Origin of the sequence: Marinobacter sp. AC-23 (assembly GCF_001858325.1) — a bacterium.
Classification (GTDB): Bacteria; Pseudomonadota; Gammaproteobacteria; order Pseudomonadales; family Oleiphilaceae; genus Marinobacter.
The window spans coordinates 1-23867 of sequence record NZ_MBPP01000012.1; the positions used below are offsets into that span (position 1 = coordinate 1).

23 protein-coding genes and 1 pseudogene are annotated in these 23867 nt (G+C 53.5%); 16 read left to right on the top strand and 8 right to left on the bottom strand.

The features are described 5' to 3' along the window. The first annotated feature begins 200 nt into the window (after positions 1-200). From BCA33_RS21410 to BCA33_RS05340, 3 genes are all read left to right on the top strand, one after another. The gene (locus BCA33_RS21410; protein WP_071264001.1) at positions 201-887 is read left to right on the top strand and encodes a hypothetical protein; all 687 of its coding nucleotides are present in this window, start codon (positions 201-203) and stop codon (positions 885-887) included. Between the two features lie 214 nt (positions 888-1101). Next, positions 1102-1515: a hypothetical protein gene (locus tag BCA33_RS05335; protein ID WP_071264003.1), complete on the top strand. Its 414-nt coding sequence runs from the start codon at positions 1102-1104 to the stop codon at positions 1513-1515. Then, a complete protein-coding gene (locus BCA33_RS05340) occupies positions 1505-2077 on the top strand; it encodes an AAA family ATPase (RefSeq protein WP_071264005.1) in 573 nt (190 codons plus the stop codon). The genes BCA33_RS05335 and BCA33_RS05340 overlap by 11 nt, the downstream gene beginning before the upstream one ends. Positions 2078-2099: 22 nt before the next feature. Here the strand turns inward: BCA33_RS05340 and BCA33_RS05345 are convergent, their stop codons facing one another. Beyond that, a complete protein-coding gene (locus BCA33_RS05345) occupies positions 2100-3005 on the bottom strand; it encodes a DUF1853 family protein (RefSeq protein WP_071264007.1) in 906 nt (301 codons plus the stop codon). A gap of 112 nt (positions 3006-3117) precedes the next feature. Between BCA33_RS05345 and BCA33_RS05350 the strand changes: the two genes are divergently transcribed. The 3 genes from BCA33_RS05350 (at position 3118) to BCA33_RS05360 (ending at position 5451) form a co-directional block, all read left to right on the top strand. Continuing rightward, positions 3118-3558 (top strand): VOC family protein, encoded by a 441-nt coding sequence (locus BCA33_RS05350; RefSeq protein ID WP_071264009.1) that lies wholly within the window; start codon positions 3118-3120, stop codon positions 3556-3558. A gap of 125 nt (positions 3559-3683) precedes the next feature. Then, the gene (locus BCA33_RS05355) at positions 3684-5105 is read left to right on the top strand and encodes a hypothetical protein (protein ID WP_071264011.1); all 1422 of its coding nucleotides are present in this window, start codon (positions 3684-3686) and stop codon (positions 5103-5105) included. Beyond that, entirely contained in the window at positions 5077-5451 is a 375-nt protein-coding gene (locus tag BCA33_RS05360) for a hypothetical protein (protein ID WP_071264013.1), read from the top strand. Before BCA33_RS05355 ends, BCA33_RS05360 begins: the two co-directional genes overlap by 29 nt. Before the next feature lie 83 nt (positions 5452-5534). On the opposite strand, the gene BCA33_RS22535 is transcribed toward BCA33_RS05360, so the two are convergent. Then, positions 5535-6080: a cold-shock protein gene (locus tag BCA33_RS22535; protein WP_071264015.1), complete on the bottom strand. Its 546-nt coding sequence runs from the start codon at positions 6078-6080 to the stop codon at positions 5535-5537. A 209-nt stretch (positions 6081-6289) separates the two neighbouring features. Here BCA33_RS22535 and BCA33_RS05370 point away from each other — a divergent pair, with 209 nt between their 5' ends. Beyond that, on the top strand, positions 6290-6508 hold the full coding sequence (locus tag BCA33_RS05370) for a SlyX family protein (protein WP_071264017.1): 219 nt from the start codon (positions 6290-6292) through the stop codon (positions 6506-6508). Between the two features lie 68 nt (positions 6509-6576). On the opposite strand, the gene dapE is transcribed toward BCA33_RS05370, so the two are convergent. The 6 genes and pseudogenes from dapE to map all read right to left on the bottom strand — a co-directional run bounded on the left by dapE (position 6577) and on the right by map (position 13759). Further along, positions 6577-7713 carry a succinyl-diaminopimelate desuccinylase gene (gene dapE, locus BCA33_RS05375; RefSeq protein ID WP_071264019.1) on the bottom strand — a complete coding sequence of 379 codons (1137 nt, stop codon included), beginning with the start codon at positions 7711-7713 and terminating at the stop codon, positions 6577-6579. Beyond that, complete coding sequence (gene dapD, locus BCA33_RS05380; RefSeq protein ID WP_071264021.1) at positions 7700-8728, bottom strand: 2,3,4,5-tetrahydropyridine-2,6-dicarboxylate N-succinyltransferase; 1029 nt, start codon at positions 8726-8728, stop codon at positions 7700-7702. The genes dapE and dapD overlap by 14 nt, the downstream gene beginning before the upstream one ends. A 17-nt stretch (positions 8729-8745) precedes the next feature. Beyond that, a complete protein-coding gene (locus tag BCA33_RS05385) occupies positions 8746-9087 on the bottom strand; it encodes an ArsC family reductase (protein ID WP_071264023.1) in 342 nt (113 codons plus the stop codon). Positions 9088-9090: 3 nt separating this feature from the next. Then, positions 9091-10287: a succinyldiaminopimelate transaminase gene (dapC, locus tag BCA33_RS05390; protein WP_071264026.1), complete on the bottom strand. Its 1197-nt coding sequence runs from the start codon at positions 10285-10287 to the stop codon at positions 9091-9093. Next, positions 10284-12928: pseudogene (locus BCA33_RS05395) on the bottom strand ([protein-PII] uridylyltransferase). Before BCA33_RS05395 ends, dapC begins: the two are co-directional and overlap by 4 nt. Continuing rightward, on the bottom strand, positions 12929-13759 hold the full coding sequence (map, locus tag BCA33_RS05400; RefSeq protein ID WP_302848215.1) for a type I methionyl aminopeptidase: 831 nt from the start codon (positions 13757-13759) through the stop codon (positions 12929-12931). 205 nt (positions 13760-13964) lie between these two features. Here map and rpsB point away from each other — a divergent pair, with 205 nt between their 5' ends. The 9 genes from rpsB (at position 13965) to bamA (ending at position 23831) form a co-directional block, all read left to right on the top strand. Continuing rightward, positions 13965-14708: a 30S ribosomal protein S2 gene (gene rpsB, locus BCA33_RS05405; RefSeq protein ID WP_071264030.1), complete on the top strand. Its 744-nt coding sequence runs from the start codon at positions 13965-13967 to the stop codon at positions 14706-14708. Positions 14709-14801: 93 nt separating this feature from the next. Further along, entirely contained in the window at positions 14802-15671 is an 870-nt protein-coding gene (gene tsf / locus BCA33_RS05410) for a translation elongation factor Ts (protein ID WP_071264032.1), read from the top strand. Between the two features lie 182 nt (positions 15672-15853). Beyond that, a complete protein-coding gene (gene pyrH / locus BCA33_RS05415) occupies positions 15854-16582 on the top strand; it encodes a UMP kinase (RefSeq protein ID WP_071264034.1) in 729 nt (242 codons plus the stop codon). A gap of 42 nt (positions 16583-16624) precedes the next feature. Further along, a complete protein-coding gene (frr, locus tag BCA33_RS05420; protein ID WP_071264036.1) occupies positions 16625-17182 on the top strand; it encodes a ribosome recycling factor in 558 nt (185 codons plus the stop codon). Positions 17183-17252: 70 nt separating this feature from the next. Further along, complete coding sequence (gene uppS / locus BCA33_RS05425; protein WP_071264038.1) at positions 17253-18023, top strand: polyprenyl diphosphate synthase; 771 nt, start codon at positions 17253-17255, stop codon at positions 18021-18023. Positions 18024-18044: 21 nt separating this feature from the next. After that, positions 18045-18884: a phosphatidate cytidylyltransferase gene (locus BCA33_RS05430; RefSeq protein ID WP_071264040.1), complete on the top strand. Its 840-nt coding sequence runs from the start codon at positions 18045-18047 to the stop codon at positions 18882-18884. A 2-nt stretch (positions 18885-18886) separates the two neighbouring features. Beyond that, on the top strand, positions 18887-20071 hold the full coding sequence (gene ispC, locus BCA33_RS05435; protein WP_071264042.1) for a 1-deoxy-D-xylulose-5-phosphate reductoisomerase: 1185 nt from the start codon (positions 18887-18889) through the stop codon (positions 20069-20071). 47 nt (positions 20072-20118) lie between these two features. Beyond that, positions 20119-21468 carry an RIP metalloprotease RseP gene (rseP, locus tag BCA33_RS05440; RefSeq protein WP_071264044.1) on the top strand — a complete coding sequence of 450 codons (1350 nt, stop codon included), beginning with the start codon at positions 20119-20121 and terminating at the stop codon, positions 21466-21468. Positions 21469-21512: 44 nt separating this feature from the next. After that, the gene (gene bamA, locus BCA33_RS05445) at positions 21513-23831 is read left to right on the top strand and encodes an outer membrane protein assembly factor BamA (RefSeq protein ID WP_071264045.1); all 2319 of its coding nucleotides are present in this window, start codon (positions 21513-21515) and stop codon (positions 23829-23831) included. The last annotated feature ends 36 nt before the right edge of the window (positions 23832-23867 follow it).

Here is a 23867-nt window from a genome sequence, read left to right on the forward strand (position 1 = left end):
GTACCCAGGTTTTCGGTGATGGTTTGCAGGGTATCTGGATTTTGGGATGGGGGTGACTTCGGTATTTGGCTGGCAAGCCACACTCGGCATACCTTTTTTTTTGCTTTTTGCTTTTTGCTTTTTTTTTCCCTTTGTTGTTTTTCTTGGAGGGTTTGCCTTTGGCAATGGCTGGGAAGATGCTCTTGTGGGGGGGGAAGGCAGTGTTTGATTACGCTTTCTGGATCGCTGTTTGGGCGGGGCTTTTTGGTTTCTTCATGCTATCTCTTCCTCGTTGGCTGGCTTACGGTAAGTTAAAAAAAGTGGCCCCAACCCGCTTCAACCGTCAACGCCGCGAAGTGTGTTTTGTGCCAGAAGGCCAAAAGGAACCGATCTTCGTCCCCTGGGAAGAACTGGTGGCCTGGGTTACAGAAGCCCAAGGCGCTACTGAATATGGCGTACAACGCCAGTACGGTCTCGGGATTGGTTTCTATCACCCGGAAACCGGCGAGAAATACACCCTGGAGTTTGAAACTCCGGGCCTGCCGTTGGCCATCAGCAGCTGGGAAGCGATTCGGGCCTACATGGAATATGAAGTTCACACCTTGAAAGAAATTCAGGATCCATTGGAGCTTCAGGGCCCGGACGATCCGCCGTGGGAAGGTGTTCATGTTTTCCGCAACGCTCGCAAACGCCTTCATGACGAATATCGTGAAGGCAAGCGGGGAATGTTCTATCTGGTCGGCTGGTATCTTTACCATTTTGTGACCTTCTGGACGATCCCGAACCGACTGGTGGAGTGGGAGGTCAAAAACATCAAACGCATGAGCCGAAAGACGCTACCCAGGGCAATGTCCGAATGGTCAGAACACTTCGGGAAAATCAGTGGGCAAAGCCCAGTGACGAACTGAAGCGCCAAAGCAGGCGCGTACTGGAGCTGCAAAAAGCGCACCCCGGAAAGTCCACCTTGGAAATTTTTGCGCTCGTAAGCGAGGAAGCTGAGGCCGAAGGAACGATGACGGCATAATTGAAACACAGGGCGCTCGATCAGTGTGTAACGATTGTTGCAAAACGCAACAATCGTGGTAAAATGTGCATATTGAAAGGCAAGCCACTGGAGGCCCCATGACTACAGCCATTCGTCTCGATGACAACCTGGTTCGTCACGCGACTGCCGAAGGGCAGGTACACCGGCGCTCTACGCCCAAACAGATTGAGTATTGGGCAGAGATCGGCCGTGCAGTTTCTGGAGACGTGAGTGCGGAAGATCTGATTGCGATTCTTCAAGGCATCCGGCGCGTGAAGGTAGAGCCGGTGGTTCCTGATGCGATCACCAGTGATGATTTGTGGGCAGAGGTGGGCCAGGCCCGCGATAGCGGTGAATTGAGCCGCTCTATTGCCCGGGGTCGCACGGTTTATCAGGCTGCCGCAGATAAGCCGGGTTATCTGGAAGCGATATACCCCGATGGTAAGCGCGAGATTGGTCAATTCCGCAATGGGCGGTTTGAAGCCCTGAGTGAGCGTGACGATGCAGCCTGAGCTTTGGCTGCTCGTTGGTGGTAATGGTGCAGGAAAATCTACGTTTTATGAGCGTTTTCTTGCCCGGCGCAATATCCCTTTAGTCAATGCAGATAACATTGCGCGAAGTCTGTGGCCTGATTTTGCTGAAAAGCACAGTTATGAGGCGGCTTTGATTGCTGAGAAAGAGCGGTTTCGTCTTTTGAAGGAGCGCCAGAGCTTCTGTTTTGAAACGGTTTTTTCTCATCCCTCGAAAGTGGATTTTGTGGGCGCCGCTAAAGCCGCTGGTTTTCGTATCCGGATGTTCTATTTTCATCTGGAAACTGCGGATCTCAACAAGGCACGTGTAACCACCCGTGTCCAGTCCGGTGGCCACGGTGTGCCGAATAAAAAGGTAGAGAGCAGGATTCCGAGAGCATACGCGAACCTGCGCGAGTGCGTGGGGTTAGTGGATGAACTGCATCTTGTTGATAACACCAGCCTGGATCAGCCGTTTGTTCGCGTTGCTGCTTGGGAAAACGGCGAATGGCAGCGCTATAGCGAAACGTTGCCCCAATGGGCTAAAGATTTGCTAGATGGCTGAAGCTTTTCAGCGTGAAGCCCTGCTATGGCCTTAAAGGCCAGGCTTCAGGCACCACAAATACTCGATCGGTTTCCAGCCAGTTTCCAGTTTGGCGATCCTCCCGCATCACAGCAAATAGCTGAGGCGCGGCTTTGTTTTCCACCCGCTCCAGGGCGTCCAGAGTGTGCTCAGCATCCGGTGGCTCACTTTGAAGCCAGGTTCCTATCCAGTGCGGCTTGTTGAGTACAGCCCAATGGGATGTATCCAGTGTTTTTGCATCGAGAATGTACATCCAGCGCCCACGCAGGTGTCTGTCGGGAACATAATCTGGCGTTCGCGCTTGTGGGTTATCAGGGTAGAACAAGTACCCAGGCATGAAAATTCGCGGCGTCAGTGGGCCGGTTATGTCGGATTCAAGGAGTAACTCGATGGTTTCGGGAAGTTGTGTCCGGCGGCTCTGTTGCTCCAATAGGCGGGATGTTTTTAAATCCAGCCGGTCACTGGCATTGGGGCCATACCAGAGGGTGGGGCCGTTTGATTCCGGTACACCAAGATAAAACTTGATGGCAATTTCGTGGTGTTCAATGCGATCGTCTGTGCGATTGTGCACCACAAAATCCAGTTCTCCGATCGTACGCCGGGCGGATTTGATCTGCTGGTTTTTTAGCAGAATGGGCCAGCCCAGCAAGTCTTCCAGCAAAACCTGATACAGCCGCTCAAAATAGAAACCGAGCTTGCGCTGCGGTGGATCGCTCAACAACGGCGGGGCAGCTTCAGGTTTTTGATCCCAATCTTTAAGTATCTCGGAGTAGTTTGAGGGCAGGTACTGAGTGGGGTCAAAAGTGATCGGCGAACGCATCAGTTGCGGTGCTTGGCACAGCCAGGCGAGGTGTCGTATCGCGGGTGTTTGGTAAGAGTTGATCGGCTCGGGGGTTAGGTTTGCATCCATCTACCCAGAATACCGTAAACTGTCCGTTAATAAAGGTGCAGGAGTTTCGCGATACACTGACCGAAGCGCGAAGGCTCACCGCACGACACAAATGGAAATATAGGGAGAAAGTATGCGATACCTACATACGATGATCCGCGTAAGCAACCTTGAGCAAACTCTGCATTTTTTCTGCGACCTGCTGGGCATGATTGAAGTGGATCGTAAAAGCAGCGACAAAGGCCGGTTTACGCTGGTGTTTCTGGCAGCGCCGCAAGATGAAGCCTTGGCTCGTGAAAGCAGGGCTCCCATGCTGGAGTTAACCTATAACTGGGATCCGGAAGAGTACCCGGGCGGCCGCAACTTTGGCCATCTGGCTTACGGGGTGGATGATATCTACGCCCTGTGTGGGTTGTTGAAGGCAAGCGGCATAACCATCAATCGACCGCCGAGAGATGGGCGCATGGCGTTTATTCGTACGCCAGACAATATCTCCATAGAGTTGCTGCAGAATGGTGAGCCGTTGGCACCCGCAGAACCTTGGGCCAGTATGGAGAATACCGGTACTTGGTAAGGGCCGCGTGCCCTCAGGAATTGCAGATGTGCAGAAACACTCATAGAATCCCAGGGTATTAAAGAAAGGTTATTTATATAACGTCTAAAGCATCAGGATGATGCGATAAAACAGGGAGATGTTTCATGGAAGACTGGCAAGGATGCCTGGCCCCCCAATGTCAGACCGCGTTGTTGAATGCCCGCGAAGATGTTGATCATCGTGGCGGTACGGTAATTACGGTCGAAGATTTTCTGCTTGCCCTGCTGGACTCCAGCCCCTCTGCAAACCGCTTTCTGCGAAGCTCTGGCGTGGATATGGATGAGTTGATCCGTACCGTTCAGTGTGAGCAGCCCATTGTTACGGAAGTGGGTGGTGAAGGCCTGCTCTCGTCCCAGTTAATCTATTGGCTGGCAACCGCACGAGAAACCTTTGGTACGCCTGCCTGGCTCGATTGGCCGCAATTGCTGGAAGTGCTCGCCAGGCACGCAGAGCGTTTGCAGGAAAAGGCATATGTTGCCGTTCTTGAGCTGGTTTCACGGTGGCCAAAGCTGAAGGGTTTGGAGGGTGGCGAAGAGCGCTTTGAGGAACCAGGTATTGAAGAATATGGCGCGGCGCCGGTGGTGATCACCGATCCGGAATGGATCGAGCTGGCAGAGGATGTCGCCATCAGTCTTTCAGCAACACCTGGCGCGCTGGTGTGGGTGAGGGGCGAGCGTGGCGCAGGCAAGTCGGCTTGGCTGCGCTCGCTGTTGTCATCGCTGGCGCAGCCTTACGTTGAGATGGATCTGCGTCGAGAGGCTGAGCTTATGGCCAGCGAGCTTTCCGTTATTCCCGCGACTGCCCAAAAGCTCTGGCCAGTGCTTGTGTTAGACAACGTAACTCCAGCGGACCTGTTGATGTTAATGGAACGCCCATCCGGCCTCGCCGCGGAACTGGTTCTTCGGTGGCAGGGGCCTGTGCTTCTTCTTGGTCCGGACTCTGCCGGCAGCGAAAATGGTCAGCGTGTTCTGGAGCAACAGCTTGGGCGAGCTTTGGAGGTCTGTGACATTCCACGTTCGAGTAAGATGCAGAGAAAAGCCATTCTGGTGGCGCATCAAGCCGCCATTGAGCGCCGATGGAACATTCACATACCACGCTGTGCCATTGAGTTTTCTGCCTCTCGGCTTAGCCGTTGTGTCAGTACGCCCGGCGGCATGTTGCAGTGGATAGAGCGTGCTGCGGCGCGGCTTGAACTTTTTGCCCGGCGCGGGCCAGCAAGTTCAGTGGCGCTTACCGGGCAGACGGATACGCTCCGGCGCCAAAGCTTGGTTGCCATGGCGCGGCAGGAACCGTTGAGTGAGATCGAGCAGTCCCTCAATGAAATACAATTGTTGCGCACTGCGGCTGAGGTGGCTTGGTACGAACGCAAAGCTGCGGGGACGTTGCATCAGTTAACGCTTGAGGACTTGCGGCAAGAACTGGAACGCTGGGTTGCAGCGCGGCCCGGGCCGGTTCACTATGTGCGACATTGTGATCATCAGCATGGAGAATCTGCGAGTGCAGGACCTGGAAATCTACATTCGTGACTTGGAAGCAGGTGCAGTATGCCGCTGGCTGGAAAGCCATGTTGAGCAGTTGGTGCTCGATGACAGGGATGTGTCATCCGTTACCAAGGGGTCCGCTTTTTACGGTGGCGATCGCTTGAAAATAACACTGTACCCGCAGGCGTTTGGTAAGCGGTTTACCTCACTGATTATCGAAGGTGAGTCCCTACCCTGGAGCAGTGATCTGGACTGCGCACGTAGCGTGTGGCAAGCCATGGGTACGGAAGTGCGCTGCAGCCCTGGAGAGTGGAAAGAGGGCGAGGCGGTAGAGGATGAGAAGTGGTGGCGGCTGGATAGCCGGGGTGAGCAACTCGTCGTTTGGAACTGAACGTTCTTGAATTGAGCCGTACAGAACGAAAAAAGGCAGCCCCTAAGTCATAATGGGCTGCCTTTTTTACATCAAGCCACGCTTCAGTCGCTTAGAATAGAAACGTTATCTGCTTGCAGGCCTTTATCCGCTTCAACCACGCTGAAACGAACCAGCTGGCCTTGGCGCAGAACCCGGCGGCCACTTCCACGAATCGCACGGAAGTGAACAAACACTTCGTCGCCACTGTCGCGAACAATAAAGCCGAATCCTTTTTTAACGTTGAACCATTTTACAGAGCCTTCTTCGTCGCCTTCAGGGCTGTCGTCGTCGTAGTCAGCATCGTCCTCGATATAGTTCTGGTTAGAACCCTGACTCCTTGGCTGCGAGCTACTGCGCGAAGATGTGGATGTGGTGCTTGCAGGCTGCTTGGCTGCAATGGCGACGGCCAGAAAACCGGCAATGCCGAACACTACGAAGGTGATGATATAAGCGGTGATGCCACGAGTGCTGCCCAGCGCTTCTACAAATTCGCCTATGGCAATCAGACGAAGCGGATCGGGGGTAAATGAAAGCAGCAGGGCAAGTACCAATGGTGCTGGAATAGCGATCAGGAGAGCAACAAGGATCGCTTTGGCTGGATTACGCATTGACTGATAATTCTCCATTTCTTATTAACGCTGACGATAAAAAGCCGGATATCGGGTAAAATTACTTATCACGGCCAGTGAATACCGCCTGGTTTCCGGTAAAACGGAAGCTGGGCGGGCAAAAACGGCATGATAACAGATTATCCCGACGGCTGACCAAGCTTCACCTATCCACGCGAACGATTTATGCGAGGGAGTTCCGATACCCGATGAGCCACAACGATCTGCAAGCCAGAATGGACGAGCTGGAAACACGGCTTGCCTTCCAAGACGACATCATTAACACCCTGAGCGAACAGGTGGCGAAACAGGAGATGGATATCCGCGAACTTTGGAACGCAAAGCGGTTACTGCACAACCAGCTGAAAGAAGTCGCACCTTCCAATATGAAGTCTGAAGAGGACGAAACGCCTCCTCCGCATTATTGACACCCTGAACTAAAGAGCCGAAGCAGTGGCTCCGGCTCTTCATGCTAATCCGTTTCTGAACAGGCCTGTCAGGCCAGCAACTCCACCAGGATTTGCTCGTAGATGCTGGACAGCGTATTTAGGTCTTCAGCCTTCACGCACTCGTTTACCTTGTGAATCGTGGCATTGATCGGGCCCAGTTCTACAACCTGTGCCCCGGTAGGGGCGATAAAGCGCCCGTCAGACGTACCGCCTGAGGTGGAAAGTTCGGTTTCGCGCCCGGTTACGTTGCGGATGGCGCTTTGGCTGGCAGACACCAGTGCGCCCGTATCGGTAAGGAAGGGGCGGCCGCTAAGATGCCACTGCAGATCGTATTTGAGGTTGTGCCGATCAAGAATCGCCACCACCCGTTCTTCAAGGCTTTCTGCTGTGTTCTCGGTGCAGTAACGAAAGTTAAAATGCACCAGACACTCGCCGGGAATAATATTACTGCCAGTTCCGGCTTCCACTTTCGTGATCTGAAAGGTTGTAGGCGGGAAGTGGTCGTTACCGTTATCCCAAAACTCGTTAGCCAGTGCATGCAGAGCGGGTGCAACGGTGTGAATGGCGTTCTCTGCCAGATGCGGGTAGGCCACATGCCCTTGAATCCCTTGTACTGTCAGGTAACCATGCAACGAGCCGCGACGGCCGTTTTTGATTACATCACCGACCTCTTCCGTGCTGGAAGGTTCACCTATCAGGCACCAGTCCATCTTTTCAGAGCGTGCTTCCAGGGCTTCAATTACTTTCACCGTGCCGTTCTGGGCAGGGCCTTCTTCATCGCTTGTAATCAGCAGGGCAATGGAGCCGCGATGATCCGGGTGGGCGCTTACAAAGCGCTCACAGGCGGTGATGAAAGCCGCTAGGCTGCCCTTCATATCGGCTGCGCCACGGCCATGCAGGTACCCATCTCTGATCACAGGATCAAATGGCGGGTTCGCCCAGTTTTTCTCCGGCCCTGTGGGCACCACATCCGTATGGCCTGCAAACGCCAACACTGGTCCGTCTGAACCCTTGCGGGCCCAGAGGTTGTCGGTATCACCAAAGCGCATCTGCTCGCCGGCAAAACCCAAGGGAGCCAGCCGGGACATCATCAGTTCCTGGCAGCCGAAGTCATCCGGAGTGATGGATGGTCTGCTGATCAGGTCTATGGCCAGTTCGAGTGTTGGTGAATTAGTTGTTTGCATGCAGCTCTTCGTTCAGCTCGATGGCGGATTGGTTAGTTTTGCATTCCACGGCGCCGGTTTGGCTGTTGCGGCGGAAGAGCAGATCTGGCTTGTTGGACAGGTCGCGGGCTTTGATGATTTCTACCAGAGTGTTGTTGTCGTCCAGAAGGGCCACCTTGGTGCCTGCGGTGATGTAGAGGCCGGCTTCAACCTTGCAGCGGTCACCCAAAGGAATACCAATGCCTGCATTGGCGCCGATGAGGCAGTTCTCACCTACGGCTATCACCATGTTCCCGCCACCAGACAAGGTGCCCATGGTGGAGCAGCCGCCACCAAGGTCAGATCCTTTGCCTACCATAACGCCTGCGGAAATGCGGCCTTCAATCATGCTGGTGCCTTCGGTGCCGGCATTGAAGTTGATAAAACCTTCGTGCATTACGGTGGTTCCTTCGCCGACATAAGCACCGAGACGTACGCGGGCTGTGTCTGCAATACGCACACCTTTGGGTACTACGTAATCCGTCATCTGGGGGAACTTGTCTACGGATTTAATTTCCAGTGTACGACCTTCCAGGCGAGCCTTGAGCTGGCGCTCCGGCAGTTCGTTCAGGTCAATGGCGCCTTCGTTAGTCCAGGCCAGGTTCGGTAGTAGGCCGAATATACCATCGAGTTTGAGGCCATGGGGCTTGGCTTGGCGATGGGAGATAAGGTGGAGCTTGAGGTAAACCTCGGGGGTGCTGGAGGCAGTATCGTCTGTTTCCAGAACCGTAACCACAACCGGGCGTTTGCTGTTGGCTGCCTTTTCCGCGAGGGATGCCTGGTCAGTTGCGTTGGTTTGCCGTAGGGCGCTGGCAAGCCGTGTCAGTTGTTCTGCGGTGGCATGGATAGCCTGGTTGCCGCCGTTATAGTCGAGAGCAGTTTCTACCACATCGATCAGTTCTTTTTCGGGTGTCATGATTGGCTGCTGATAAAACACCTCCAGCCATTCGCCCTGATTATTTTGAGTGCCAATACCTATACCGAATGCAAAGCTCATGTAGTGATAGTTCCTGTTTATTTGAAGAGTGTTGCCCAATCATCGGCATTAAAGCCGACGTAAACCGAGCCTTCATGCTCGGCCACAGGCCGTTTAATAATGGAGGTGTTTTTCAGCATGATGTCATGGGCCGATTGGCCGTTGATGCTATCACGAACATCGTCGCCAAGATTACGCCAGGTAGTGCCGCGCCGGTTCAGCAGCGCTTCCCAGCTCACAGCTTTTTCCCACTGGGTTAAGCGAGCCTCGTCGATGCCGTCTTTTTTAAAGTCGTGAAACTCGTAGGAAATGTCTTGTTCATCAAGCCATTTTCGGGCTTTTTTAACGGTGTCACAATTCCTGATGCCGTATAGCTTCATTACTCAGTTTGCCTTTACAAATTCAACGATGCGCTTTGCCGCTTCCACACACTCTTCCAGTGGTGCAACCAATGCCATGCGAACCCGATTTTCTCCCGGGTTATGGCCATCCACCGTGCGGGACAAGTAACGGCCCGGCAGAACATGAACGTTCTGCTGAGCCGATAGCTCTTTTGCAAAGGTTTCGTCATCCATTGGCGTGGCCGGCCAGAGGTAAAATCCCGCATCGGGAAAATCCACGTCCATGACTTCACGCAAAATGGGCACTACGGCTTCAAATTTAACGCGATAAGCTGCCCGGTTTTCCCGCACATGATCTTCATCCTGCCAGGCGGCAACGCTGGCGAGCTGGTTATGAACCGGCATAGCGCAGCCATGATAAGTACGGTAGCTCAAGTAGCCTTCTAATATGCTTGCATCGCCCGCGACAAAGCCGGATCTCAGGCCCGGAAGGTTACTGCGCTTAGAGAGGCTGTGAAAAACCACGCAACGTGCAAAGTCGTGCCGGCCTATGGCGGCGCAGGTCTGCAGCAAGCCTTCGGGCGGGCTGTTTTCATTTGGATAGAGCTCAGAATAGCACTCATCCGAGGCCACAATAAAATCGTGCCTGTCGGCCAGTTCAATAACCTTCGTCAGGGTCGTTCGTGGCATAACAGCGCCGCTGGGATTACCGGGGGAGCACAGAAACAGCACTTGGCAATCTCGCCATACGGACTCAGGTACTGCGTCAAAATCCGGAATAAACCCGTTGGATGCGTCGCAAGGCAGGTAAACCGGCGTGGCACCTGCCAAAAATGCCGCCCCTTCGTATACTTGGTAAAAGGGGTTGGGGCTTACAACCGTGGCCTGTTTGCTCGAATCAACTACGGCTTGCACCAGCGAGAATATAGCCTCCCGCGTGCCGTTCACCGGAACAATGTTTCGGTCTGGGCTTAACGACCCGGCTTGTAGCTGAAATCGTCGTGTGGCCCACTGACTGATGGCCTCTCGCAGTTCAGCAGTGCCTTTAGTTGTGGGGTAATTAGCTAGCCTGTCGAGGTTGTTGGCAATCACTTGCTTCACAAAACCAGGGGAAGGGTGCTTGGGTTCACCGATGCCCAGGGAGATGGGAAGCAGATGGGCCGGCACAGATATGCCGGCTTTTAACTTTGCCAGTTTTTCAAAAGGGTAGGGGTGAAGCTTGTCCAGGTTTGGGTTCATTGAATGTCGTCCAGCATTTTGCATAGGTCTTGCTGTAGGGCGCGGCAGACAGACGGGTCGCTTATAGGTGCGCCCTGTTCGTCAGTCACAAAGAACACGTCTTCTACTCGCTCGCCCAGGGTGGCGATTTTGGCATTGCTCAGGCGTATGCGGTGATCTAGTAGCACCTGCCAATCCTGGCCAGAAGGCCGGGGCGGTCAGGGGTGATCACTTCAATGACCGTGCGTTCATTGATGGTGTCGTTGGAAAATAACACCTCAGTGGGGAATGCGAAATGCCTGAGTTGCCGCGGTGTACGGCGGTGAATAATGTCTGGGTAGTCTTCCGGGTCGTCCAGCTCTTCGATCAGGCGCTTACGCACTCGTTCTTTACGTGCCGGATCCACCCCTAGTGGCTGGCCTTTTTCATCCAGAACGACATAGGAGCTGATTGTATAGGGGCCGTCATTCGAGCTGATGCGGGCATCCACAATGTTGAGATTAAGCTGTTCCAGTACCGCTGTTGTTGCCGCAAACAGAGTGGCCCGATCGTTCATATACATTGTGATTTGGGAGTAACCGTCAGTAGGGCCGCCATGGGTATCCCGGATGAGCACCAGCGGCCCGGGTGTGTCGCCATGGTTGATGATGGCCTCGGTTTGCCAAGCGATATCAACGGTGGAGTCCTGCAGAAAATAGTCTTCATCCACCGTATCCCAGATGGCATCGATCTGCTCGTCGGTAATGTTCTGGGCATGAAGAATTTCACGAGCCTCAGACTGGGTTGCACGCACCCACTCCTGCCGATCCACTGGAATCTCAGTACCGCGCCTCAAGGCCCTTTTGGCTTCTATGTACAGCTGGCGCAGGAGGGAGGCCCGCCAAGTGTTCCAGAGCTTGGGGTTGGTAGCGCTGATGTCGCACACCGTGAGGATATAGAGGTAATCGAGGTGGGCCTGGCTGGGCACTGCCCTGGCAAACAACTGGATAATATCCGGGTCGGAAATATCTTTGCGCTGGGCAGTCATGGACATCAGCAAGTGGTTTTCTACCAACCAGGATGCAAGCTGGGTATCACGTTCACCAAGGTGATGGCGCTGGCAAAAGGCTTCGGCATCCACCGCGCCAAGCTCTGAGTGATCTCCGCCCCGACCTTTGGCAACGTCGTGGTATAGGCCGGCAATATAAAGAACTTCCCGCTTGGGGAGCCCGTGAATCAGCCGCGCCGCCAACGGGTAGTCGTCGCGCGCTTCCTCACCGGTCAGTCTTACCATGTTGCGGATAACTCGCATGGTATGAGCATCAACGGTGTAAATATGGAAAAGGTCGTGCTGCATTTGGCCAATAATCTGGCCGAATTCTGGAAGGTAGCGTCCCAGCACGTTGTATTTTTTCATGGCGGAGAGGGTTTCATCCAGCGCATGGGGTGTTCGCAGCAATTCCATGAACAGGGATGTCACAGCCAGATCAGCCCGAAAGGCGTCATCAATCAGGTGCCTGTGGGCTCGCAAAGACCGAATGGTGGTGGCGCGTATGCCCTTTATTTCCGGGTGCTGGGCCATCAGCACAAAAATCTCCATGATCGCGTAGGGCGAGTAGGCAAATACCTGATTGTTTACCGCCTCTATATAGCTGTTACGAATCTGGAAGCGCTTGTTGATGGGCTGAATGTTGTCTTCGGTACCTGTACCGAGTATCGCCTCATCGTAAAACTGGAGAATAACGTCAGCGAGCTCTGCCAGCGCCAGCACAGCACGATAATAGGATTGCATCATCAGCTCGACGTCCAGCCGTTTGCCTTCGTCCTTGTAGCCCAGCATCTGTGCGAGGGCTCGCTGATGGTCAAACAGCAACCGGTTTTCGTTGCGGTCTGCTATCAGCTGCAGCCCGTAGCGCAATTGCCACAGAAGGGTTTCGCCCTGAACCAGAACCTGATGTTCCTCTTCTGTCAGTATGCTAAAGCGGGTTAGATCGGCAATACTCTGCAAGCCGAAGTGCCGCTTGGTAATCCAGCCGATGGTTTGTATATCCCGCAGGGCGCCTGGAGAGCTTTTTACGTTGGGCTCCAGGTTGTATTCAGTATCGCTGTATTTTTTGTGGCGCCGCTGCTGTTCCTTGCGCTTGGCTATAAAGTAGTCGCGATCAGTGATGATGTTGTCAGAGTAGGCTTGCTCGCTAAGCTCTTTGCGCAGCTCGTCAGGGCCGGCAATTGTGCGGGTTTCCAGCAGGTTGGTTAGCGTGGCTACATCGCCCCGTGCTGCGGCCTTACTTTCATCAATGCTGCGAACGCTATGGCCAATGTCGAGCTTGAGATCCCATAGCAGGGTAATGAAGGCGCCAAGATCTTCTTGCCAATTGGGTTCTGTGCCGTTGCGCGTAAGAATTAACAGGTCGATATCTGAGTGGGGGTGCAGCTCACCGCGACCGTAGCCGCCAACGGCGATCAGGGCGATATCGGGTGAGCTGGAGAAAGGGTAGCGATCCCAGATCAGCCTCAGTACGGTGTCAATCGTTTGGGCTCTGGAGTGAACCAGAGCCCGCACATCTGCGCCTTGTCGAAAGGCTTCTGCATCTGCGTTATAGCGCTGCTTTAGTAGCTCCCTGGCAGCCACAACAGGGGATGTTTCCCGGCTGATTCTGGCTTCCAGTTCTGGGTGCTCCACTTAGAAGGACTCCTCCAGTCGCTTGGTCAACACTTCATGGCCGTCGGCAGTCACCAGGATGGTGTGCTCCCACTGCGCCGAAAGCTTGTGGTCTTTGGTAACCACTGTCCACTGATCTGGCAACAATTTGGTGTGGTACTTGCCTTGGTTAATCATGGGCTCAATGGTGAAGATCATGCCTTCTTTTAGTTCCAAGCCAGTGCCAGCCTCGCCGTAGTGCATAACCTGTGGCTCTTCATGGAACACCTTGCCGATGCCGTGGCCGCAATAATCCCGCACCACAGAATAATGATGCTTTTCGGCGTGTTGCTGGATTACATGGCCAATGTCACCCAACCGTGCGCCGGGTTTTACCAGCTCAATACCTTTATAGAGGCATTCCTGAGTGATGTTGATCAGGCGCTCAGTACCTGGTTTTGCCTTGCCGACAATCCACATTTTGCTGGTGTCGCCGTGGTATTCATTTTTGATAACGGTAACGTCGATATTCACGATGTCGCCGTCCTTCAGGATCTTTTTCTCTGAAGGTATGCCGTGGCAGATAACATGGTTGACTGAAATGCACACTGACTTTGGAAAGCCTTTGTAGTTCAGCGGAGCAGGAATCGCATCCCGCTCGTTTACAATGTAATCGTGGCAGATCTGGTTGAGTTCTTCTGTAGAAACGCCAGGCTTAACGTGCTCTCCAATCATTTCGAGAACCTCAGCGGCCAGGCGACCGGCTACGCGCATCTTTTCAATTTCTTCCGGAGTCTTGATCGATACTTGCATTGGGCTTCCCGTTGATGTGTAGCAAACATCCATTTTAAGGGCCCTGCGCTCAGGGTACAAGGTAGCCGTGGTGCAAAATTAATGGCGCGAGGCTTAGGTTTTGTGGTATAAACGCGCCCGCTGGAAACGAATCCGGCAAATTCGCACACGTGTCAGCACGTTGCCCCAGGGTGCCTACTCCCGCTTTATATGCTGTATAGGGAGCCTGGTTGGGGTAATTGGACGCGTGGAGGACTAACCCGAAGCTACACTTAAGGTAATTATCATGGCTCAGGTAAATATGCGTGACCTGCTCAAAGCAGGTGCTCACTTCGGTCACCAGACTCGTTACTGGAACCCGAAAATGTCGAAGTTCATCTTCGGCGCCCGTAACAAGATTCACATCATCAACCTTGAGCAGACTGTTCCTGCCATGAACGAAGCGCTTAACTTCGTTCAGCAACTGACAGAGAGCAAGAACAAGATTTTGTTCGTTGGCACCAAGCGCGCCGCGGCCAAGGTCATCAAGGAAGAAGCAGAGCGTTCCGGCCAGCCTTTTGTTAATCACCGCTGGCTTGGTGGCATGCTGACTAACTACAAGACCATCCGTCAGTCGATTCGCCGCTACCGTGATCTGGACGCCCAGAGCAAAGACGGCACCTTCGACAAGCTGACCAAGAAAGAAGCTCTTGAGCGCACCCGCGAAATGGACAAGCTTGAGCGCTCCATTGGTGGTATCAAGGATATGGGCGGTTTGCCTGACGCGTTGTTTGTTATCGACGTTGATCACGAGCGTATCGCTATCAAGGAAGCCAACAAGCTAGGTATTCCTGTTATCGGCGTGGTAGATACCAACAGCAACCCTGATGGCGTTGATTACGTTATCCCGGGTAACGACGATGCTATCCGTGCGATTCAAATCTACGTGAAAGCCGTTGCAGATACCTGCCTGGAAGCAACTCAGGGCGGCGCTGGCGAATTTGTAGAAGTCGCTGAAGAATCTGCAGGTGCCGCTCCGGCCGCAGAGTGATGCCTACGCGTCACACTTGAGATGTAAGGCATACCCTGGCGTGTTTCCGGGTATGCCTCCCCACCGAATTCGGAAAAGTTAAGAGGATTGGACATGGCTGCAATTACCGCTGCAATGGTCAAAGAGCTGCGCGAGCGTACTGGCTTAGGCATGATGGAATGCAAAAAGGCGCTGGTTGAAGCTGGCGGAAGTGTAGACGCTGCAATTGAAGAGCTGCGTAAGTCTTCAGGCCTGAAAGCTGCCAAAAAAGCCGGCCGCACAGCCGCTGAAGGTGTGTCGCTGATCAAGATCTCCGACGACAACACTGTTGCTTACATTCTGGAAGTGAACTCCGAGACAGATTTCGTTGCTCGTGACGATAATCTGCTGGATTTCGCTAACAACGTGCTGAATGTTGCCTTCGAAAAAGGCGAGACCGACGTTGCCAAGCTGATGGCAGGCGATCTGGAATCCAAGCGCGAAGCGCTGGTTCAGAAAGTTGGCGAGAACATTTCTGTTCGCCGTGTGGTTGAAGTGAAAGGCCCAGTTGTTGGTGGCTACGTTCACAGCAACAACAAGATTGCCTCGGTTGTTGCTTTGACTGCTGGTGATGCTGAACTTGCTCGTGACATCGCCATGCACGCTGCTGCCGTTAACCCGCGTGTTGCCAAGCCGGAAGACATGCCAGCTGAAGAGCTGGAGAAAGAGAAAGATGTCATCAAGGCTCAGCCAGACATGGAAGGCAAGCCTGCCGAAATCGTTGAGAAAATGATGGGCGGCCGCATCCAGAAGTTCCTCAAGGAAAACAGCCTTGTTGAGCAGCCTTTCGTAAAGAACCCGGAGCAGACCGTAGGCCAGCTGATTAAAGCTGCTGGCGGTGAGCTGGTTGGTTTCGTTCGCCTGGAAGTGGGTGAAGGCATTGAGAAAGAAGAAGTGGACTTTGCTGCCGAGGTTGCTGCTGCAGCCGGTACTGGCAAAGCCTGATTTCTTTCCAGGCGCTGTAGCGGCGAGCTACAGCGCCCTCTGAGTCTGCCACGTTGACCGGAGTTTTCCGGTTCTCGTGGCGGGCTTGTATCTGAGATGCCCCTTTTCAAGGGATATGTCACATGCAAGCCTGCAATGCGTCTCACGCCGGATAGCAGTCAACAGACGAAAAGGGGATCAGTATGTCGACACCACCGAAAAACCAGCCAAGATACAATCGTGTTCTGCTCAAGCTCAGTGGTGAGGCCCTTATGGGGGAGCATGAATTCGGTATTGATCCCAAAGTTCTTGATCGTATGGCCCTTGAAATCGGTGCGCTTATTGGCATCGGTATTCAGGTAGGCTTGGTAATTGGGGGCGGCAACCTGTTCCGTGGTGCCGCGCTCAGTGAAGCTGGCATGGACCGGGTTACCGGGGATCACATGGGTATGCTGGCAACCGTTATGAACGGCCTGGCCATGCGCGATGCTCTTGAGCGTTCGAACATTCGCACCCGTGTAATGTCGGCTATCCCCATGAGTGGTATTGTTGAACATTATGACCGCCGCCGTGCGGTTCGTGATTTGAAAGACGGCGATGTGGTTATATTCTGCGCAGGCACCGGCAACCCCTTCTTTACAACAGATTCGGCAGCCTGCCTGCGTGGTATCGAAATTGAAGCGGATGCGGTGCTAAAAGCAACCAAGGTAGATGGCGTGTATTCTGCGGATCCGCACCTCGATCCCTCCGCAGAGAAGTACGAACGCCTGACATACGATGAGGTGCTGGACAAAAAGCTGGGTGTGATGGACTTAACAGCCATCTGTTTGGCACGAGATCACGGTATGCCGCTGCGGGTTTTTAATATGAGCAGTGCCGGCGCACTGACGCGCATCGTGACTGGCGAAAAAGAAGGTACACTGATTGAATAACGGGTTCTATGATGGCCCGACGAACGAATTGAGGATGATTACGTGATTGACGATATTAAAGCTGAAGCCGAAAAGAAGATGACCAAGAGCCTGGAGGCTCTGACCTCGGCGTTCAACAAAATCCGGACTGGTCGTGCCCATCCGTCTATTCTGGACAGTGTGGTGGTTAACTACTACGGTCAGGAGACGCCACTGAAGCAGGTTGCCAGTGTAAACGTAGAAGACAACCGTACGCTTGCCGTGTCGCCTTGGGAAAAGAACCTGGTGCCTGTTATTGAGAAGGCCATCATGGCCTCCGATCTGGGCCTCAACCCTGCTACTAACGGCGACCTTATCCGTATTCCCATGCCGATGCTGACCCAGGAAACCCGTAAGGAAATGGTTAAGCAATCGAAAGCGGACGCAGAAAATGCCCGTGTTTCTGTTCGGAACGCGCGTCGTGATGCGAACAGCATGATGAAAGAGCTCCTGAAAGAAAAAGACATCTCTGAAGATGATGAGCGTAGGGGCGAAGACGAAATCCAGAAGCTCACAGATCGCTACATCGCTGAAGTCGAGAAGATGCTAAAGGCTAAGGAAGAGGACTTGATGGCGGTTTGATCGCCTCGGTGCACTTGCAAGCGAAACACACGGCCGGCAGGCAAAATCTGCTGGCCGTACAGGGGATTTCATGACGGGAACAGTATCCGCAGAGATTCCGGTGTCGGCTGACAGCCGGCCCCGGCATGTGGCGATTATCATGGATGGTAATAACCGGTGGGCCAAAGCGCGCCGGTTAAAAGGGGTCGCAGGGCACAAGGCTGGGGTAGATGCTGTAAAAGCGGTGGTTGAAACCTGTGCCCGAGAGGGCGTTGAAGTACTCACACTGTTTGCTTTTTCAAGCGAAAATTGGCGGCGCCCCAAGGATGAAGTGTCGGCCTTGATGAAGCTGTTTCTTTTTGCCTTGGAGCGGGAAGTTCGAAAACTGCATCACAATAATATCTGCTTGCGCATCATTGGTGATCGCTCCGCGTTTAATGCAACTCTGCAGGAGCGCATGGCCAAGGCAGAGGAGCTCACCCGCGACAACACCAGAATGACCCTTGTTATTGCTGCAAACTACGGTGGCCACTGGGATATCACCCAGGCAACTCAGCAGGTTGCCCAGATGGTGAAGCTTGGTGAGCTTGAGCCGTCAGATATTACCGATAATCTTATTCAGCAACACCTGAGCATTGGAAACCTCCCGGTGCCGGATCTTATGATCCGTACGGCAGGCGAGCAGCGGATCAGCAATTTCATGCTTTGGCACCTGGCATACACTGAACTGTATTTTTCACCCGTATTTTGGCCGGACTTTAAAGAAGACGAGATGCGCAAAGCGTTACAGGCCTATGCCGGACGTCAGCGTCGCTTTGGTCAGACGGATGATCAGATTGCCGCCAAGCCGTCACAACAATAACGAATTACAGCGACCTCTATCGTGCTAAAAACCCGAATTATTACCGCCCTCATTCTTGCTCCCATCGCTATCGGAGGCATTTTTTTCTTGCCGCCTATGGGTTTTGCCCTGTTTACCGCTGCAATTATTACCCTGGGTGCCTGGGAGTGGGCCAATATGTCTGGCCTTGAGCGGCAACCTGGCCGGATCGGTTACGCTGCGGTAATTGCAGTCATCCTGTATAGCCTTCTTGATGTGTCGGCCGCTGCGGTGCTTTGGCTTGCTCTTCTTTGGTGGATTGTTTGTTTTGCGCTGGTGCGTAATTATCCGGCGGGCTCGGAGCGATGGGGCAGTTTGCCTGTTCGTGCGCTTATGGGTGCACTGGTTCTCGTGCCAGCCTGGGTTGGCTTGAACCATCTTCGGGCGGGCGGTTTTCAGTTTGGAAATACTGACAACAACCTTCTGATTATTTTGTATGTGTTCTGCGTTGTATGGGTTGCAGACATTGGTGCTTATTTTGCCGGGCGTGCCTTTGGTAAAGCCAAACTGGCGCCCAGAGTTAGCCCGGGTAAATCCTGGGCCGGTGTGTGGGGAGGTTTGGTGGCCGTTGGTGTGTTTGCCTTGGTTGCCAGTACTTTTGTTTCAGCGAGCGTTGCTGAGACCGTGTTGCTGGTGGCGGCAACTCTGGTAACCGGTTTGGTGTCGGTGCTCGGAGATCTTTTCGAGAGCATGCTCAAGCGCTTTAGAGGCATCAAAGACAGCAGCCAGTTGCTGCCAGGGCATGGTGGGATTATGGATCGCATAGACAGCCTAACTGCAGCTGTTCCGGTGTTTGCGCTTATTATCACCCAGCTTGGCTGGCTGACATCTGGGCCAGTGTAAGTATGGTCCACCGCGCAGTTACAGTGTTAGGGGCCACGGGATCGGTCGGGCTCTCTACTCTTGATGTTATCCGCCGCCATCCCAAGCGGTTTTCTGTGTATGCGCTAACCGCCGGCACCCGTTCCGAAGAGCTTGCAGCGCTCTGTCGTGAGTTTCACCCCAAGTTTGCAGTCATGGCCGATCCGACGGCAGCGCAAAAGCTGGCCGGATTGTTAGCGGATTTACCTGATGTGACTGTACTCAGTGGTGAGTCAGGGCTGTGTGAGGTGGCCTCGGCCCCAGAAGCATGCACGGTTGTGGCCGCTATTGTTGGTGCAGCCGGGTTGGGTCCAACACTCGCTGCTGTGCGAGCAGGGAAGCGGGTATTGCTAGCCAATAAAGAAGCGCTGGTTATGTCTGGGAAGCTGTTCATGGACGCTGTGGCGGTCTCTGGCGCAGAATTGTTACCCATAGACTCTGAACACAATGCGATTTTCCAATGCTTGCCCGCTGAAAAGATACGCGATCCCGAAGGCGCAGGCATTACCCGAATCCTTTTGACCGCTTCTGGAGGCCCCTTTCGGGAGCATAGCGCGGAAGATCTGCTTTCGGTTACGCCGGCACAGGCTTGCGCCCACCCAAATTGGTCTATGGGGCGGAAAATCTCTGTCGACTCAGCAACCTTGATGAATAAAGGGCTCGAGCTGATTGAGGCATGCTGGTTATTTAATACCACGCCAGACCGCATCGAAGTTCATGTACACCCGGAAAGCATCATCCACTCCATGGTAGAGTATGCCGATGGCTCTGTGCTGGCTCAGCTAGGTAGCCCTGATATGCGTACGCCTATAGCCAACGGCTTGGCTTGGCCGGAACGCATTGATGCGGGAGTTGCACCCTTGGATTTGTTCGCAATAGGGCGGTTTCATTTTGAGCGGCCAGATTTGCTACGCTTTCCGTGCTTGCGGTTAGCGGCGGAAGCGTTTGAAGTGGGCGGCACTGCGCCTGCAGTACTTAATGCGGCAAATGAGGTTGCAGTAGACGAGTTCCTGAAAGGGAACCTGGCGTTTACTGACATCCCGGTTGTGATCGAGAGAACCCTGTCGGCAACGCCTGTGGCACCTGCAGACAGCTTTGACGTTATCTTTGCGAAGAACACAGAGGCACGGCAGCGGGCCAGGGAACAGATTGCTCTGTTAACTGTCTGATATTCAGTAAAGAGTTCCGCCGGGCTGGCGCTTAAACCAGGAATGCTATGCAGATAATTCAAACCATACTTGCTCTTGCGCTTACTCTGGGAATACTCGTTACCCTGCATGAGTATGGCCATTTTTGGGTAGCACGCCGCTGTGGCGTGAAAGTGCTGCGCTTTTCTGTGGGTTTTGGTAAGCCACTGTTCTCGTGGTATGACCGCCATGGCACCGAGTTTGCGATAGCGGCCATTCCTCTGGGTGGCTATGTAAAAATGCTTGATGAGAGAGAAGGGCCAGTTCCTGACGAACTCAAAGATCAGGCTTTTACTTCCAAGGCGCCTTCTCGCAGGATTGCCATTGCAGCAGCCGGTCCGGCTGCCAACTTTATTTTTGCCATATTTGCCTATTGGTTACTCGGTGTGGTGGGTGTTACCCACGTTGCGCCGATTGTTGGCGGCGTTACCGAACAAAGTGTTGCAGGAACGGTGGGTTTGCGTGAAGGGATGGAAATTCACGCCATAGACGGCCACCGAGTCAGTTCTTGGCGCGACGTGAACATGCGCATTCTTGAGCGTGCGGGAGAGCAGGGCACGATAACCCTCGGTGTGCTTGATGGTGATACAAAAGGCACCTTAAGCGGCGAACTCGGGGGCTGGAGACTTAGCGATGACACCCCTGACCCGATTGGTGAATTTGGAATTACACCCTGGCGGCCAGATGTGCCTGCGGTGCTTGGCCAAATATCACCAGGTGGTCGCGCCCAGGCTGCAGGCCTTCAAGCGGGTGATCGCATTCTTGCGGTGAATGACGAGCCAGTAGCTAACTGGTTTGAACTGGTCGATTTTATACGCAACGCACCGGAGCAAACGCTGACACTTGCCGTAGAACGCGCCGGGGCCGAGCAATCTGTGCAGGTTACACCCGCGGAGAAAAAACAGGATAATGGCGAAACCATTGGGTTTGTCGGCGCCGGGGTGGAAGCTATCTCCTGGCCCGATAACGTGTTGAGAGAGGTTCGCTATGGCCCGCTGGCGGCGATTCCCATTGCACTGGATGAAACCTGGGCCGATACCCGCCTAACCCTTGTTGCCATCAAAAAGATGGTTACAGGGCTGCTCTCGCCCAGTAACCTCAGCGGCCCTATAACCATTGCCCGGGTGGCCGAGGCCAGTGTTACTTCGGGATTTGAAGATTTTGTTCGTTTTTTGGCTTATCTCAGTGTCAGCTTGGGTATTCTCAACCTGTTGCCGGTGCCGGTTCTGGATGGTGGTCACATTGTGTATTACACCATTGAGGCAATCCGCAAAAAACCGCTTTCAGATGGGGTTCAAGCCCTTGGATTACGAATTGGTATGGCAATGATCCTCACATTAATGGTGTTTGCTCTTTACAACGACCTAATGCGGTTGTGAGAATTGCGGGCTCCTTACGCGCATTAACCAGGCGAAATAATTGAATGAGACGTTCTCTTCTAGGTTTAGCCGTTGGCCTCGCTGTTGCCGCAACCGGCATGACGCCAGCATTTGCAGATGAATTTACGGTTGCGGATATTGAGGTGGAAGGCTTACAGCGAGTGTCTGCGGGCACTGTGTTTTCTGCGTTCCCCATCAATATCGGTGAGCAGATGGATGAAGCCGAGCTGGCAGATTCTATTAAATCGTTGTTCCGAACCGGATTGTTCACGGATATAGAAGCCAGCCGCGATGCCGGTATTCTCATCCTTACTGTGCGGGAACGCCCTTCGATCACCTCAATCGAAATTGAAGGCAATAAGAACATAGAAACTGACATGCTCATGGATGCCCTTGCTGGTGCAGGGCTTCAGGAAGGGCAAGTGTTCCGCCGGGCAACCCTGGAACGCTTAGAACTCGAGATTCTGCGCTCCTACATCGGCCAGGGGCGCTACAACGCTCGGGTTAAGGCAACGGCTGAGGTTTTGCCGCGCAACCGCGTCGCGATTCGTCTGGATATTAACGAGGGTACGGTGGCTGCCATCCAGCACATCAACCTGGTAGGCAATCAGGAATTCAGTGACGAGCAATTACGGGATCTGTTCGAATTGCGAACCAGCAGTTGGTGGAACTCTCTCACTAATTCAGATAAATACGCGCGAGAACGGCTGAGTGGCGACCTGGAAACGCTGCGTTCATTCTACCTCGACCGCGGTTATCTGGATTTCAACGTGGAGTCCAGCCAGGTTTCTATCTCGCCAGACAAGCGGCAGGTCTTCATTGCGATAGCGTTGAACGAAGGGCCACAGTATACAATTTCGGATATCAGGCTTCGGGGCAACCTTATTGTTGATGAGGAAGAGCTGCGAGAACTTATCCCGGTAGACGAGGGCGATGTGTTCTCCCGCGCTCGCATGACGGCTATCTCAGAAACACTGGCGTTCCGCCTGGGCAAAGAAGGTTATGCGTTTGCGAACGTAAACGCCGTGCCAGAACCAGGAGAAGATAACACGGCTGCCGTAACCTTCTTTGTTGAGCCGGGTAAACGAGCGTATGTTCGTCGGGTTAATTTTGACGGTAACGTTTCAACCCGGGACGATGTTCTGCGTCAGGAAATGACACAGATGGAAGGCGGCATTGCTTCTTCGGATCGCATTGAATTTTCCAAAACGCGTCTCGAGCGGCTTGGCTTCTTCCAAACAGTCAACGTAGATACAGTTCCTGTGCCGGGAACAGACGATCTTGTTGATGTGAACTACTCAGTGGAAGAGCAGCCAACGGGCAGCCTCTCGGCCTCGGTAGGCTTCTCTCAGGATTCAGGCGTTATTCTTGGCGCCAACGTGTCTGAAAATAACTTTTTTGGCACAGGCAAGCGGGTATCGTTCGGCGTAAACGTTAGCGACTCAGTCAAAAGCGCTAATATCTCCTACATGGATCCTTACTACACGGTAGATGGTGTTAGCCGTGGGTTCAGTGTGTTTGCCCGGGAGACAGACTTTGAGAAAGAAGACATCACGTCCTATCTTCTGGATGAGTATGGTGGTCGAGTCACGTTTGGCTATCCAACCGACAATATTACAAGGTTGAACTTTGGGCTGGGCTACACGCTTTCCAAGGTTAAAGGCGGCGTTTTTACATCTAAAGAAGTGACCCAGTTTATTGACGAAGAAGGCGACTCCTTCAATAACTACTTCCTGTTTGGTAGCTGGCGCCGCAGTACGTTGAACCGGGGTGTTCTACCAACTGACGGTTACAGCCACTCTCTGTCGCTTGATGTTGCGGTGCCTGGCAGTGATCTTACGTTCTACAAGGCCACCCATAAGACCGATTTCTACTTCCCGATCACGGAGAGCAAACGCTGGGTTGTGCGCACAAGAACAGAAATCGGCTACGGCGATGGTTATGGTGACCGTACAGTCATGCCATTTTACGAGCACTTTTATGCAGGCGGCTATGGCTCGGTACGAGGCTACCAAGCCAACTCACTAGGGCGGCGCGCGACCAGGGCCGACAACGACTTTTCTGATCCCGACCCGTTCGGTGGTAATCTGCTGACCGAAGGTTCTCTGGAGCTGATTTTCCCGACACCGTTTGCCGGTGACAGCCGATCTATGCGTACGGCATTCTTCGTGGATGCCGGCCAAGTGTTTGATTCTGATCGTGGGTTTGACCCAGATGCAACAGAGCTGCGCCTGTCAGCCGGTATCGGATTTCAGTGGATTACGGCGGTAGGGCCGCTGGCCTTCAGCTTGGCGAAACCGTTGAATGATAAATCTGGTGACGATACTCAGGTATTCCAATTTTCCCTTGGCCAGACATTCTGATGCAGAGATACGAGAAACAAAAACGAATGACTCTCA

Coding starts and splice junctions, on each gene's coding strand:
- BCA33_RS05335 (WP_071264003.1), top strand. CDS start 1,102: ATGACTACAGCCATTCGTCTCGATGACAACCTGGTTCGTCACGCGACT.
- BCA33_RS05340 (WP_071264005.1), top strand. CDS start 1,505: ATGCAGCCTGAGCTTTGGCTGCTCGTTGGTGGTAATGGTGCAGGAAAA.
- BCA33_RS05345 (WP_071264007.1), bottom strand. CDS start 3,005: ATGGATGCAAACCTAACCCCCGAGCCGATCAACTCTTACCAAACACCC.
- BCA33_RS05350 (WP_071264009.1), top strand. CDS start 3,118: ATGCGATACCTACATACGATGATCCGCGTAAGCAACCTTGAGCAAACT.
- BCA33_RS05355 (WP_071264011.1), top strand. CDS start 3,684: ATGGAAGACTGGCAAGGATGCCTGGCCCCCCAATGTCAGACCGCGTTG.
- BCA33_RS22535 (WP_071264015.1), bottom strand. CDS start 6,080: ATGCGTAATCCAGCCAAAGCGATCCTTGTTGCTCTCCTGATCGCTATT.
- BCA33_RS05370 (WP_071264017.1), top strand. CDS start 6,290: ATGAGCCACAACGATCTGCAAGCCAGAATGGACGAGCTGGAAACACGG.
- dapE (WP_071264019.1), bottom strand. CDS start 7,713: ATGCAAACAACTAATTCACCAACACTCGAACTGGCCATAGACCTGATC.
- dapD (WP_071264021.1), bottom strand. CDS start 8,728: ATGAGCTTTGCATTCGGTATAGGTATTGGCACTCAAAATAATCAGGGC.
- BCA33_RS05385 (WP_071264023.1), bottom strand. CDS start 9,087: ATGAAGCTATACGGCATCAGGAATTGTGACACCGTTAAAAAAGCCCGA.
- dapC (WP_071264026.1), bottom strand. CDS start 10,287: ATGAACCCAAACCTGGACAAGCTTCACCCCTACCCTTTTGAAAAACTG.
- rpsB (WP_071264030.1), top strand. CDS start 13,965: ATGGCTCAGGTAAATATGCGTGACCTGCTCAAAGCAGGTGCTCACTTC.
- tsf (WP_071264032.1), top strand. CDS start 14,802: ATGGCTGCAATTACCGCTGCAATGGTCAAAGAGCTGCGCGAGCGTACT.
- pyrH (WP_071264034.1), top strand. CDS start 15,854: ATGTCGACACCACCGAAAAACCAGCCAAGATACAATCGTGTTCTGCTC.
- uppS (WP_071264038.1), top strand. CDS start 17,253: ATGACGGGAACAGTATCCGCAGAGATTCCGGTGTCGGCTGACAGCCGG.
- ispC (WP_071264042.1), top strand. CDS start 18,887: ATGGTCCACCGCGCAGTTACAGTGTTAGGGGCCACGGGATCGGTCGGG.
- rseP (WP_071264044.1), top strand. CDS start 20,119: ATGCAGATAATTCAAACCATACTTGCTCTTGCGCTTACTCTGGGAATA.
- bamA (WP_071264045.1), top strand. CDS start 21,513: ATGAGACGTTCTCTTCTAGGTTTAGCCGTTGGCCTCGCTGTTGCCGCA.